This is a genomic window from Glutamicibacter sp. 0426 (genome assembly GCF_001906485.1).
GTDB classification, from domain to species: Bacteria; Actinomycetota; Actinomycetes; order Actinomycetales; family Micrococcaceae; genus Glutamicibacter; species Glutamicibacter nicotianae.
Genome location: NZ_MPBI01000001.1, coordinates 962,620 through 975,755 on the forward strand (window position 1 = coordinate 962,620; position 13,136 = coordinate 975,755).

The 13,136-nt window shown below is 67.3% G+C and carries 10 protein-coding genes; 2 read left to right on the forward strand and 8 right to left on the reverse strand.

All coding sequences use genetic code 11. The features are described 5' to 3' along the window. Positions 1 to 135: 135 nt before the first annotated feature. From BKX98_RS04565 to BKX98_RS04595, 7 genes are all read right to left on the reverse strand, one after another. A complete protein-coding gene (locus BKX98_RS04565) occupies positions 136 to 828 on the reverse strand; it encodes an N-acetylmannosamine-6-phosphate 2-epimerase (protein ID WP_073706272.1) in 693 nt (230 codons plus the stop codon). Further along, positions 828 to 1,769: an ROK family protein gene (locus tag BKX98_RS04570; RefSeq protein ID WP_073706273.1), complete on the reverse strand. Its 942-nt coding sequence runs from the start codon at positions 1,767 to 1,769 to the stop codon at positions 828 to 830. Before BKX98_RS04570 ends, BKX98_RS04565 begins: the two co-directional genes overlap by 1 nt. 9 nt (positions 1,770 to 1,778) lie before the next feature. Further along, positions 1,779 to 2,726, reverse strand: a complete 948-nt coding sequence (locus BKX98_RS04575) for a dihydrodipicolinate synthase family protein (RefSeq protein WP_073706274.1) — start codon at positions 2,724 to 2,726, stop codon at positions 1,779 to 1,781. Positions 2,727 to 2,786: 60 nt separating this feature from the next. Continuing rightward, entirely contained in the window at positions 2,787 to 3,593 is an 807-nt protein-coding gene (locus BKX98_RS04580; protein ID WP_073706275.1) for an ABC transporter ATP-binding protein, read from the reverse strand. Next, a complete protein-coding gene (locus tag BKX98_RS04585; RefSeq protein ID WP_073706463.1) occupies positions 3,590 to 5,608 on the reverse strand; it encodes a dipeptide/oligopeptide/nickel ABC transporter permease/ATP-binding protein in 2,019 nt (672 codons plus the stop codon). Before BKX98_RS04585 ends, BKX98_RS04580 begins: the two co-directional genes overlap by 4 nt. A gap of 11 nt (positions 5,609 to 5,619) precedes the next feature. Continuing rightward, positions 5,620 to 6,576 carry an ABC transporter permease gene (locus tag BKX98_RS04590; RefSeq protein WP_038991012.1) on the reverse strand — a complete coding sequence of 319 codons (957 nt, stop codon included), beginning with the start codon at positions 6,574 to 6,576 and terminating at the stop codon, positions 5,620 to 5,622. 118 nt (positions 6,577 to 6,694) lie between these two features. Continuing rightward, complete coding sequence (locus BKX98_RS04595) at positions 6,695 to 8,302, reverse strand: ABC transporter substrate-binding protein (protein WP_073706276.1); 1,608 nt, start codon at positions 8,300 to 8,302, stop codon at positions 6,695 to 6,697. Positions 8,303 to 8,439: 137 nt separating this feature from the next. Between BKX98_RS04595 and BKX98_RS04600 the strand changes: the two genes are divergently transcribed. Next, complete coding sequence (locus BKX98_RS04600; RefSeq protein WP_073706277.1) at positions 8,440 to 9,171, forward strand: FadR/GntR family transcriptional regulator; 732 nt, start codon at positions 8,440 to 8,442, stop codon at positions 9,169 to 9,171. Positions 9,172 to 9,217: 46 nt separating this feature from the next. After that, positions 9,218 to 11,863 carry an aminopeptidase N gene (pepN, locus tag BKX98_RS04605; protein ID WP_083586646.1) on the forward strand — a complete coding sequence of 882 codons (2,646 nt, stop codon included), beginning with the start codon at positions 9,218 to 9,220 and terminating at the stop codon, positions 11,861 to 11,863. Between the two features lie 130 nt (positions 11,864 to 11,993). Here pepN and BKX98_RS04610 read toward each other — a convergent pair whose 3' ends face one another. Further along, on the reverse strand, positions 11,994 to 13,049 hold the full coding sequence (locus BKX98_RS04610; RefSeq protein WP_073706279.1) for a biotin/lipoate A/B protein ligase family protein: 1,056 nt from the start codon (positions 13,047 to 13,049) through the stop codon (positions 11,994 to 11,996). Positions 13,050 to 13,136: the final 87 nt, after the last annotated feature.

A 13,136-nucleotide genomic window follows, 5' to 3' on the forward strand; every position in this document is an offset into this window, starting at 1 on the left:
TTACCTTGGCTAGTGGTTTCCGATTTAATCTGAATAATTATCTCCACGTCAAAAGTACTTTGTTTGAATAAATAGAAAAACCCCAGGGGCGGAACGCTGTGCGTTCCGCCCCTGGGGTGCCCCCGGCTTCCGGCGTCAGGAACCGCCGCCCAACGCGTCGCTGAACCAGGAGGTGATGGTGGCCGGATGGGTGATCGCGGTCCCGACCACCACGGCAAAAGCGCCGGCCTCGAGGGCTAAGCGGGCCTGGGCCGGAGTATGGATGCGGCCCTCGGCCACCAGCGGGCGTTCCAGCCCGGCCGCGGCGATCTGCTCTAGCAACTCCAGATCCGGACCGTCGGTCTTGGGACGCTCACCGGTGTAGCCGGCCAGCGTGGTACCCACCAGGTCGGCCCCGGCCTCGGCGGCAGCCAGCGCATCGTCCAGGCTGCCGCAATCGGCCATCACCAGCGCGCCGCTGAGTTCATGCACGGCTTTGATGGTCTGGGCCAGGCTCTTGCCGTCCGGTCGCTCGCGGCGGGTGCCATCCAGGGCCACGATGTGCGCCCCGGACTGGGCCACGGCCAGCGCATGGTGCACGGTCGGGGTGATGAACACGCCCTCGTGCCCGTCCTTGAACAGGCCGATGACCGGAACCTCGACGGCCGAGCGGGTGAACTGGATATCGGCCAGGCCCTGCACGCGGATGGCGGCGGCCCCGCCGATGACCGCCGAGGCGGCCACCTGGGCCATAGTCTGCGGGTGGCGCATCGGCTCGCCCGGGTAGGCCTGGGCGGAGACCACCAGCTGCCCGCGCAGTGCTTCGAGTTGCTCCTTGGACAACAGCATCAGGCGTTCTTCCCTTCCTCGTTCCAGAACAGGCTGGCCGCCCCGTAGAAGGCGGCTGCGGTGCCCAGCTGCGCCTGCACCAGGCTGGTGCTGCGCAGCGCGTCGATGGCGCTGTCCGCGTAGCCCTCGCGCAGCGCATTCCACCAGATCTCGCCGGCCCCGGCCATCCCGCCGGTAATGATGACCAGCTCCGGGTCCAGCACATTGGCCAGCGAGCCGGCGGCCATGCCAGCGGCCCGTGCCCCGGTGCGCAGGGCCTCGACGGCCCGCTCGTCCCCGTCCGCGGCACGCGCCGCGACCTGCCGGGTGTCGGCGACCTGCCGGTCCCCGCCCAGGCGAAGGTAGTGCCGGTGGATGCCCGGGCCGGAGGCGATGGCCTCCACATGCCCGGTGCGCCCGCAGGAGCAGGCCAGGCCCGCGGCCAGCGGCGAATCGATATGCCCCATGTGCCCGGCGACCCGGTGGGTGCCGTACTGCGCCCGCCCGCCGATCACGTGGGATCCTCCGACACCGGTGCCCACCGCCAGCAGCAGCACGCTCCTAGCCTGCTTGCCGGCGCCGTAGCGGGCCTCGCCCAGGCCGTGGGCGTGCACGTCGTTGACGGCCCGGGCGGCCAGGCCCGTGCGTTCGCGCAATCCGGCGGCCAGGTCGGTGCCGCCCCAGCCGGCGATGGTGTCGGTGGCCGAGAGCACCCGGGCGGTGGCCGGGTCGATGACCCCTGCTACCCCGAGTCCCACTCCGGCCACGGGCACCGCCGACTGGGCGCGCAGCTCGTCCACGAGCCTGGCCATGGCATCGAGCACCGCACCGGCACCTGCGGCGGCCGGGGTGGGCAGCTGCCCGGTGGCCAGCATCCTGCCCTCGGGCTTTAGCACCGCGCCGGCGATCTTGGTTCCGCCCACGTCCAGGGCGATGACCGCGTTGCCCTCGGTGTCCAGCATCGCGCGCGCCTAGCTGGCTACCGCGGCGAGCAGGCCGGTCTCGGCCAGGATCGCGCGGATGGCCTCGGCCTCGGCGGCATTCAGCGACTCCATTGGGGTACTCATGGTGTTGTTGCCGATGATGCCCAGCTCGACCAGGGCGGTCTTGAAGGCGCCCAGGCCGGCGGCGCCGCCGGAGACGCGGGAGGGATCAGGGGTGTAGACGATGTCGAAGACGCGGGCCAGGCGGTCTTGCTCCTTGGCGGCCTGCGCCCAGTCGCCGGCCACGGCGGCGTCGAACAGGCGGCGGTAGCCTGCCGGATCCACGTTGCCCAGGCCCGGCACCACGCCGTGCGCGCCGCCGAGCAGCGCGCCGTCCACCACGACCTCGTGCCCGGTGAAGACCGAGAAGCCCTCGATGCCGCCGGTGGCCAGCAGCAGCTGGCGGAAGGACACGTCGTCGCCGGAGGAGTCCTTCACGCCCACGATGACCCCGTCCTTGGCCAGGCGGATCGCCACATCCAGGGGCAGCTTCACGTGGGTGCGCACCGGTACGTCATAGGCGAAGATGTCCACATCCAGGGCGGCGTGGATGGCGCGGAAGTGCGCCTCGATCTCCGCGGCATTGGACAGCGCATAGTAAGGGGTGGTGACCACCAGCGCCTGGGCCCCGAGCTCGATCATGCGCCGGCCCTCCTCGATGACGCGGGCGGTGGTCTGCTCGTTGGCGCCCACGATCAGCGGCACGCGCCCGTCGTTGGCCGCAGCGATGGTGGAGACCACCAGCTCGCGCTCGGCATTGGACAGGTAGGGCACCTCGCCGGAGGAACCGAGCACGAACAGGCCGGTCACTCCCCCGGCCAGCAGGTGCTGCACCACTGCCTCCAGGCCGGCGGTGTCGATCACGCCGTCTGCGGTGCGCGGGGTGATGACCGGCGGGATCACGCCGGTGTATTTGGGGTTGTTCGCAAAAGCCACGGGACTTGGTTCTTTCTACTGGTGGTCCGGCATCGGCCGGACCGGGAATTTCTTGGATGCCTAGTGCTGCAGCAGCGCCGGTGCGGCGCCGAGCAGGGTGCGGGTGTAGTCGTTGGACGGGGTGTCGAAGACCTGGGCGGCATCGCCCTGTTCCACGATCTGCCCGGCGTTCATCACGCAAATCCGGTCCGAGACATAGCGCACGGTCTGGATGTCGTGGGAGATGAACACCATCCCCAGGTTCAGCTGCGCCTTCAGGTCGGTGAGCAGGTTCAGCACCTGGGCGCGCACCGAGACATCCAGCGCGCTGGTCGGCTCGTCGGCGACAATCACCTCCGGCTCCAGGGCCAGGGCGCGGGCGATCGCCACGCGCTGGCGCTGGCCGCCGGACACCTGGCTGGGCAGGGCCGAAGCCGCCGAGGCCGGCAGGCCCACCACGGACAGCAGCTCCAGCGCGGTGGCCCGGCGGGAGCCGGTGGTGCCGATCCCGTGCACGCGCAGCGGGTCGGTGAGCGTGTCCATGATGCTCATGCGCGGATTCAGCGCGGTGGACGGGTCCTGGAAGACCACGCCGACCGCACGCCCGAACTGCTTGCGGGCGGCGGCGTTGCGCCGTCCTGCCGGGGCGCCCTGGAACAGCACGGTGCCACGGGTGGGCTCCTGCAGGCCAACGAGCACCGAGGCCAGGGTGGACTTGCCGCAGCCGGACTCGCCCACGATGCCCACGGTCTCGCCGCGGCGCACGGTGAAGTCCACGCCGTTCACGGCCTTGACCAGCCGCGGGGAGAACAGCTTGGAGCCGCGGATCTTGTGGTGGACGTGGACGTCCTTGAGTTCGATGACCGGGGTTGAGGGGTGCTGGCTCATCGCGCTGCTCCTGACTGTTCTGGCGTGCTGGCCGCCGGTTGCGGCAGGTGGCTGGCCCAGCGGTGCTCGCTGCCCGGCGCCACCGGCACGAAGGCCAGGTGCGCTTGCGGGTCCGCGCCAACTCGCTGGGAGCGTTCGGCGAAGCGGTCCCCGTCGGCGAAATCGTACGGGCTGGGCACGGTGCCCGGGATCTGGTGCAGGCGGTCGGCCTGCGATTCGATGGAGAGCACCGCACCGAGCAGGCCGCGGGTGTACTCGTGGTGCGGAGCGATCAGCACGTCGCTGATCGGCCCTGACTCCACCACCTGGCCTGCGTACATCACCGTGACGCGGTGCGCCAGCGAGGCCACCAGGGCCAGGTCGTGGGAGACGAAGACCATCGCGAAGCCCAGCTGCTCGCGCAGTTCGTTGAGCAGGTCGACGACCTGCTTCTGCACGGTGACATCCAGCGCGGTGGTCGGCTCGTCGCAGACCACCAGCTTGGGGCTGCGCGAGAGTGCCATGGCGATCAGCACGCGCTGGCGCTGCCCGCCGGAGAGCTCATGCGGGTAGGACTTCATGGTCCGCGCCGCATCCAGCTTCACCAGGGTCAGCAGTTCCGCCGGGCTCTTGCGCCCGCCGCGGCGGGTGAGCTGGCGCAGCTGGTCGCCGATCAGCATCGAAGGATTCAAGGATGAGAGGGCGTCCTGGTAGACCATCGCGATCTGCTCGCCGCGCAGGCCTTGGTAGACCTTGTCGTCCCCGGCCAGGGTGCCGCCGTCCGCGGTGGCCGGCAGCAGCTCGCGCCCTTCGAAGCGGATAGAGCCGGAGATCTTGGCGCTCTTGCCGAGCAGGCCCATGATGGCCAGCGAGGTGATGGACTTGCCGCAGCCGGATTCGCCGACCAGCGCCATGGTCTCGCCCTCGCGCACCGCGAAGGACACGTTCTGCACGATCGGGGTGTCGCCGTAGCGCTGAGGGAAGCGGATCGAGAGGTTCTCGACCTGCAGGATAGTGCGCGGAACCCTTGAGGACGTGTCGAGCACCAGGCGGTCGGTGCGCGCAGCCTCGGTGCGGGCCAGCGCCGCGAGCTCGGCGTCCAGCCGCTCGGTCTCGGCGGTGTCGGCTGCCTGCTTGGCGACCTGCGCTTTTTCCTCCCCGGCGGCCTTCTTCTTGGCCGAGCCCTTGACGTTGACCAGCGCGTCGGTCATGCCTTCGGCCAGGATGTTCAGCGCCAGCACGGTCAGCAGGATGGTCACGCCGGCGAAGGTGGTGGCCCACCAGGCGCCGTTGAGCACCAGGGTGCGGCCGTAGGAGATCACGTTGCCCCAGCTCGGTGCCGGGTCCTGGATGCCGGCGCCGAGGAAGGACAGCGAGGCTTCGAGGATGATCGCGTCGGCGACCATCACGGTGGCGAAGACCAGCACCGGGGCGGCGCAGTTGCGCACCACGTGGGTGAGCAGGATGGTGAAGCGCCCGGCGCCGATGACCCGTTCGGCCCGCACGTAGTCCTCGCCCCACTGGGCGAGCACGTTGGCGCGCACCACGCGGGCGATCTGCGGGGTGTAGATCACCGCGATGGAGATGATGATCACCGGCAGGGTGTTGCCCAGAGAGGCCAGCAGCGCGGCAGCCAGCGCGATGCCGGGGAAGGCCATGAGCATGTCCATGATGCGCATGATGGTCTCGTTGGCCCATTTGGAACCCGTGGCCGCCAGCGAGCCGAGCAGGCCGCCGGCCACCAGGGCCAAAGCCACGGAGCCCAGGCCCACCAGCAGCGAGGACTGCGCGCCGTAGAGCAAGCGGGAGAGGATGTCGCGGCCCAGGCGGTCGGTGCCGAAAAGGTGCTCGGCACCCGGCGGCTGGGCCGGGAGGCCGGTGGCCAGCGGGTTGTGCGGGGCGATCAGCGGGGCGATCAGCGCCACGATGCCGACCAACAGCAGGAAGGCCAGGGCGATTTTGGACCCGATGGGCAGGGAGGTGAAGCGTGCGCCGGAGTCGGACAGACGCTGCACGAGCTTGTTGCGCGGTGCCATGATGGTCATTGCTACACCGTCCTAATTCGTGGGTTGATCAGCAGGTAGAGCAGGTCGACGGCGATGTTGACCAGCACGAAGGTGATGGCGATCGCCAGCACCACGCCCTGGACCAGGTTGGTGTCCTGGTTGGTGATGCCGTTCATGATCAGCTGGCCCATGCCTGGAAGCGAGAAGATCATCTCGATGACCACGGCGCCGCCGAGCAGATAGCCGATGCGCAGGCCCAGCACGGTCACCGGGGTGACCAGCGCGTTGCGCAGCACGTTGCGGCTGACCACCTCGCCGCGCGGCACACCGTTGCCGATGGCGGTGCGAACGTAGTCGCGGTCCAGTTCCTCGACCATGGAAGTGCGCACCACGCGGATCAGCGAGGCGGAGACCGGAATGGCCAACGCCAGGGCGGGCAGCGCCATATGCTGCAGCCAGGCGCCGGGACCGGATCCGGCCGGAGCGGCGCCGCCGGAGGGGAACAGCGGATTGCTGCCCAGGGCGAGCCACTGGATCAGCAGGATGCCGAGCCAGAAGGAAGGGGTGGCGATGGCGGCGATGGAGAAGATGCGCACCAGCTGATCGGGCCACTGGTCGCGGTACAGGGCGCCGAGGATGCCGAAGGCCAGGGAGATGACCACGGCGATCACCACACCGAGGAAGGTCAGCTGCAAGGTCAGCGGGAAGGCCTTGGCGATCATCCCGGTGACGGACTGGGCCGGCGGGGTGGTGGTGCCGAAGTCCAGCTGGATCAGGCGGCCGAGGAAGGAAAAGTATTGGATGAACAGGGGGTCGTTCAGCCCGCGTTCTTCGCGGTAGGCTTCTTTGGCGGCCAGGCTGGCGCCTTCGCCCAGGGCGCTGGTGGCCTCGTCGCCGGGGGCGAGCTTGAGGATGATGAAGACCAGAAGCGAAATGCCCAGGATCATCACCGGCAGCGCGGCGAGCCGGCGCAGCAGCAAGTTCAGGAAATTTCCCACGAGATGACTCCGTTGGGGTTTGGGAAGGATGGTTCTGCGGGCGGGCACGGGGCCTGAGCGCGGGTGCGGTCCGCGCCCAGGCACCGTGCCCTGGTCCCCAGGGACGGGGCGGGCGGGCCTAGGCCTTCGGGGCTACGCCGATGAAGGACACGCCGGTAGTGGGCAGCGGCTGGAAACCATCGAGCTTGGCCGAGTCCCAGGAGGTGGGCAGCTGGCGGTGCAGGATCGGGTAGAGCGGGGCCTGCTCGGCGACCAGGTTGATGGCTTTGGCCCAGGCGGCCTTGGCTCCGGATTCGTCCTTGGCCTTGACCGCGGCATCCAGTTCCTTCTGCAGCGCCGTGTACTCTGCGGTCTCGTTCCAGCGGAAGCGGGACTTGGGCCAGACGTCGCCGCGGTAGAACCAGGAGAGCAGCAGGTCCAGGTCGTTGCCGAAGACCGAAGGGTCGCCCGGAGCGGCCACCACGGTGAACTTGCCGGAGTCGACATTATCCGCATACAGCGCGCCGGACTGCAGGTTCTGCATAGTCACGTTCACGCCCGGCAGCTTGTTCCATGATTCGAGCATCAGCGGGGCGACATCCTTCACCCAGGCGGTGTCGGTGGTCAGCAGCTCGAAGTTCAGCGAGCTGACGCCAGCTTCCTTCAGCAGGGCCTCGGCCTTGGCCGGGTCGTAGGAGTAGACGGTGTCGGCCTTCATGTACTGCGGGTGGGTTTCCTGCACGTACGACGTGGCGGCCTTGGCATTGCCCAGCAGCGCGGTCTTGATGATCGACTCGGTGTCCAGGCCATAGTGCAACGCCTGGCGCACCTTGACATCGTTGAAGGGCTTTTCCTTGCAATTGAACATCAGGAACAGCAGACCGAAGGACTGCACGGATTCAACGTCGACCTTCGACTTCAGGCGGTCCATGTCCAGGTAGGGCACGTCCTCAATGGCCGCCACGCGGCCGGACTCCATGGCGGTCACGCGGGCTGCCGCGTCCGAGAGCAGGAACCAGGTCATGCCGCTGGCAGCGGCCGGGTACTGGCCGTTGTAGTCGGCGAACTTCTCGAAGACGATCTTGTCGTCCTTGGTGGCCGAGACGAACTTGTACGGGCCCGAGCCCACCGGGGCGGCATCGAAGGCTGCCTGATCCTTGGAGGCCACGGCCTTCGGGACGATCTTGACCACCGAGATGCGGGTGGGGAACAGCGGGAAGGCGTAGTTCAGGGTGAAGGACACGGTCTTCTCGTCCTTGGCCTTGGCGGCCTTGATGAACGGGATGAACTGGGCGAACAGCGAGGCGTTCTGCTTGTCCAGAACGCGCTCGAAGGAGTACACGACGTCCTGCACGGTCACCGGGTCGCCGTTGTGGAATTTCGCGCCCTCGCGGAGGGTGACTTCCCAGGTGGTGTCATCGACCTGGACCGGGTCGGCGGCGGCCAGGGCCAGATAGGGTTCACGGGTGGCCGGGTGCAAGTCGACCAGGCCTTCGAAAAGGTGCATGTTGGCGGCGTACGGGGTCGCGCCCGAGGATGTCATTGGGTCGAAGCCGGTGGACAGGGAGTAGGAGATGCCCGCCTCGATGGTGCCAGTTCCGGCGGAGGCTCCCCCGGCGGTGCTGCCCGAGGTAGACGAGCAGGCGGCGAGGCTGGCGGAAAAGGCCGCTGCCGCACCTACCATGCCGCTGTACCGGAGGAAATCTCGACGTGCGAAGGGCTTGCTGGCCAATTCATTCAGTGCCATCGGTGCCACCTTTCGTGATCAATTTTGTAACATGGGACGTAGGATGTCCTATCTATGGAGTAGACTGTAGTAGCAATCACATCCATTGGTCAACTGCGTCACACCAGCAGCTGGCCCGAACCCCCGGAAGAGGCCAGTTGAGCACACCACCAGTTCGCCGCAGCGACGCCCGTGCGCGCCTGCGCGCCCTGACCAATGACATCACCGCTCTGATCCTGGAACGCGGACTGCTGCCCGGCGACCCGCTGCCCACCGAGCAGGAGCTCATGGCCGAGCTCGGCGTGGGGCGCAACTCCCTGCGCGAAGCCATCAAGGTGCTCCAGGCCCTGGGCATCATCGACACCCGGCACGGCTTCGGCATGTTCGTCGCCGAGGACAATCTGAACGCGCTGGAGGATTCGCTGGCCTTCCGCGGCCAGATGTCGCTGCGCCACCATGGGCACGAGGCCAATGAGCTGGTCGACGTGCGCCAGGCGCTGGAAGCCGGGCTGATCGGCCAGGCCATCGCCGCGGTGGCCGCGGAGCACCTGGAAGCACTGGAGCAGTGCGTGGTCCAGATGGAGGAGCGCGCGGCCCGCGGCGAGCAATTCGTCGAGCAGGACAAGGCCTTCCACCGGATCCTCTTCGAGCCGCTGGGCAACCGGTTGCTGAGCAACCTGCTGGGGGTCTTCTGGGACGTGTACCGCTCGATCTACGACGCGGTCGACACCGACCCGCGCGCAACCCAGCCTGCGAAGACCGCCCAGGACCACCGGGACATCCTGGACGCAGTCAAGGCGAAGGACATCGCCACCGCCCGCTCGCTGATCTCCTCGCACTTCGACGGGATCCGCTCGCTGCTCGACGCGCGCCAATCACTGCAGAAATGATCGCCGGATAGGTCTCAAACGGTTCTTTCACAGCTAAGCTGGGATGGTGGACACACTTCAACGCTATGCACCCAATGAAAACCTCAGGCGCGACGAAGCGGCCTGGCGCGCACGGAATATCGAATGGCACTTCGCCGAAGTCCAGCTCGACCTGGCCAATGCCGCCGACCGCAACGCCACCAGCTTCACCTCGATCACCACGCTGAACTTCAGCTCCAGGGAACCGGCGACCTTCATCGACTTCATTCACGAATCGGTGGCCGAGGTGCTGGTCAACGGCACCGCGATCGACCTGGACACAGCCGTGCTCGATGCGCGCATCTACCTCGATAACCTGCGCACCGATGCGCCGAACACCGTGAAGATCACCGGCCAGGCCATCTACTCGCGCTCCGGCGAGGGCCTGCACCGCTTCGTGGACCCGCAGGACGGCGAAACCTACCTCTACACCCAGTTCGAGCCTTCCGAGGCGCGCCGCGTCTTCGCCTGCTTCGAGCAGCCGGATCTGAAGACCAGCTACCGCTTCACGCTCACCGGTCCGGCCGATTGGCACCTGGCCAGCAACCAGCCGATCGTCGATGAGGTCGTGAACGAGGACGGCACCAAGACCGTCGCCTGCTCCCCCACACCTAAGATCTCCTCCTACATCACCGCGGTGCTGGCCGGCCCGTACCACGTGGTGCGCGGCGAGCACGTGCAGAAGCTGGCCGACGGCGAAGAGCTGGCCATCGAGATGGCCGCCACCTGCCGCGCGTCACTGGCCGAGCACTTCGACGGCGAGGAAATCATCAAGCTGACCAGCCAGGGCCTTGACTACTACCACGAGCTGTTCGACTACCCCTACCCGTGGGGCAAGTACGACTCGGCGTTCGTCCCCGAGTACAACCTCGGCGCCATGGAGAACCCGGGCCTGGTCACCTTCACCGAACGCTACGTGTTCACCTCGCACGCCACCGAAGGCCAGTACGAGCAGCGCGGCAACACCCTGATGCACGAGATGGCGCACATGTGGTTCGGCGACCTGGTCACCATGAAGTGGTGGGATGACCTGTGGCTCAAGGAATCCTTCGCCGACTACATCGGCACCCTGGCCAACGACGAGGCCACCGACTTCACCACCGCCTGGACCACCTTCGCCGCGCGCCGCAAGGCCTGGGCCTACGTCGCGGACCAGATGCCCACCACTCACCCGATCGTCGCCGACATCCCCGATCTGCTGGCAGCGGACCAGAACTTCGACGGCATCACCTACGCCAAGGGCGCGTCCGTGCTCAAGCAGCTGGCTGCCTTCGTCGGCGCCGATGCCTTCCGCGACGCCGCCCGCGCCTACTTCCGCAAGCACGCTTACGGCAACACCTCGCTGGATGACTTCCTCGAAGCGCTGGAAGCCGCCAGCGGCCGCGACATGGGCCAGTGGGCCGACGCCTGGCTGAAGACCAGCGGCGTGCCGAAGCTGCACGTCCAGTACGACACCGACGAGTCGGGCACCATCACCTCAGCCTCGCTGATCCAGTCGGGCACCGACCCGGTTACCGCAGCGCCGATCGCCCGTCCTCATGTGCTCTCCGTGGGCGCCTATGAGCTGGAGGAGGGCAAGCTGCGGCGCACCGATTCGGTGCAGGTGGAGCTGGCAGGCGAACAGGTGGCCCTGGACTTCCTCATCGGACGCAAGGTCCCTGACCTGCTGCTGCCCAATGACGGGGACGAGACCTACGCGCTGATCGAATTCGACCCGGTCTCGCGCGCCACCTTGCTTGGCCACCTTTCGGGGCTGACCGACTCGCTGCCGCGCGCCACCTGCTGGGCCTCGCTGTGGGACGCGGTGCGCTCGGCCACGCTCGACGCGCAGAGCTATGTGCAAGCCATCCTGGATCACGCGCACGCCGTCACCGATGCCGGCGTCTTCGGGGTGCTCACCGACCAGCTGGCCACCTCGATCGCCAAGTACGTGGCTCCCGAGCTGCGCGCCGGGCTGCGCCAGCAGGCAGCCGCAACGCTCACCGGATGGCTGACCGAATTCGAGGCCGGCAGCGACCAGCAGACCACCACCGCGCGCACCCTGGTCCGCCTGGCCCGCTCCGGCGTGGCCCCCGAGGTGCTCGATGCGTTCCTCGGCGAGCAGCCCAACGCCTACCAGGTCACCGTCGACGAGCAGCTGCTCTGGGGTTCCTACATCGCGCTGGCCGCCGCCGGCCGGCTCGATGAAGCCGCCGAAGCACGCATGCACGAGGCCGCCAAGGCCAACCCCACCAGCGTGGCGCAGAACTCAGTACGCACCGCACTGGCCGCCCGCCCGGACCCGCAGGCCAAGGACACCGCCTTCGATACCGTGCTGATGGCCCGCGATGAGCAGGGCGAACTGTCCAACGACGCCCTCTCGGCTACCGCGCTGGGCTTCACCCTGGGTTCGGCCGCACTGCTGGCCCCATTCGAGGAGCGCTACTGGGCCGCGATCCTGCCGGTCTTCGAGACCATGGGCATGGAATTCGCCACCCGCGTGATCGAGGGACTGTATCCAGGCCACCAGGATCTTCAGGGCTCCATCGAGCAGAACAAGGCGCTGGCCACAGCCACCACCTGGCTCGAACGCCACGAGGGCGCCCCGGCCGCACTCAAGCGCATCCTGCTGGAGGAACGCGCCGAGCTGCAGCGCTCGCTGCAGGCCCAGGCCTACAGCCGCGCCAGCCGCTAGCCGATAGCCGCTGGCGCTCCAAGCCGGCCCGCTGCTTCATCAAGCAGAGGGCCGGCTTTTTGCCGCCTGAAACGAAGCAAGGGCCCGTTCTCGATGCGGAATCGAGAACGGGCCCTTGGATCCTGCCGTCTTATGGAACGCGTGCGGTCCACTGCTCGGTGGCGAATTTGGCGGCCGCCAGCTCCTGCGCCGCCTGGCGGGATTCGGCATCCAGCTGTGCCGGCTTGGCACCGGTGCGCTTGGCGAAGGTGTCCATCATGATCTTGATGATCTCCATGCGTTCCAGCTGGGTCTGCGACTTCAGCGGATCAACGCGCTTGACCGCCGAGGCGATGCCCTTGTCGGAAATCTTCTCGCGGCCGATCCGCAGCACCTGGGTCATCTTCTGCGCATCGATGTCGTAGCTCATCGTGACGTGGTGCAGCATCGCGCCATTGGCCAGGCGCTTCTGCGCGGCCCCGCCGATCTTTCCGGCCGGGGTGGCGATGTCGTTCAGCGGCTTGTAGTGCGCCTTCAGTCCGATGCTTTCCAGCGCTTCCATGACCCACTCATCCAGGAACGGGTAGGAATCGGCAAAGCTCATGCCGTCCACCAGTGATTCGGGGGCGTACAGCGAGTACGTGATGCAGTTGCCGGCTTCCATGAACATCGCCCCGCCTCCTGAAATGCGGCGCACCACCTTGATGCCGTGCTTTTCGGCCTGCTCGATGTCGACCTCGTTCTTCAGCGACTGGAAGGAACCAATGACCACGGCGCCTTCGCTCCAATCCCAGAAGCGGATCGTCGGCTTGCGCGTGCCCTTGGCGATTTGCCGGGTCAGCACCTCATCCAGCGCCACCTGCTCGGTGATGGGGATGATCTCCGGGCCCAGGATTTCCCACTCGTGATCTTCCCACTTGGTGGCATGGCCCAGCGCGCGACGTACTACGCGCGCAATAGCGTTTTCGTCGAAGCCGAACATCACTGCACCTTCGCGCAGGTTCTCGGTTACCGCCGTGCGAATGGTGCTGTGGCTGGCATCGGTTGGCAGTCCTCGGATCGCATCATTCAGGTCGTCGAGCGCATCGTCCGGCTCCAGGAAGAAGTCGCCATTCAACGACACTTCGGTGATCACGCCGTCGGCAGTATCCAAATCTACAACGACTAATTTGCCACCGACTACCTTGTATTCACCATGATGCATCATGAGGCGATTCTATCGCCTGAGATGGACTGACTGGTAGAGCGTCATCGGCACGGGGGACAACCCATCGCTTCTAGACCCATGCAGCCG

What these genes read in the sequence shown, in the direction of transcription:
- BKX98_RS04565 (WP_073706272.1), bottom strand. Translation starts at nt 828, where the DNA reads ATGCTGTTGTCCAAGGAGCAACTCGAAGCACTGCGCGGGCAGCTGGTG.
- BKX98_RS04570 (WP_073706273.1), bottom strand. Translation starts at nt 1,769, where the DNA reads ATGCTGGACACCGAGGGCAACGCGGTCATCGCCCTGGACGTGGGCGGA.
- BKX98_RS04580 (WP_073706275.1), bottom strand. Translation starts at nt 3,593, where the DNA reads ATGAGCCAGCACCCCTCAACCCCGGTCATCGAACTCAAGGACGTCCAC.
- BKX98_RS04585 (WP_073706463.1), bottom strand. Translation starts at nt 5,608, where the DNA reads ATGGCACCGCGCAACAAGCTCGTGCAGCGTCTGTCCGACTCCGGCGCA.
- BKX98_RS04595 (WP_073706276.1), bottom strand. Translation starts at nt 8,302, where the DNA reads ATGGCACTGAATGAATTGGCCAGCAAGCCCTTCGCACGTCGAGATTTC.
- BKX98_RS04610 (WP_073706279.1), bottom strand. Translation starts at nt 13,049, where the DNA reads ATGATGCATCATGGTGAATACAAGGTAGTCGGTGGCAAATTAGTCGTT.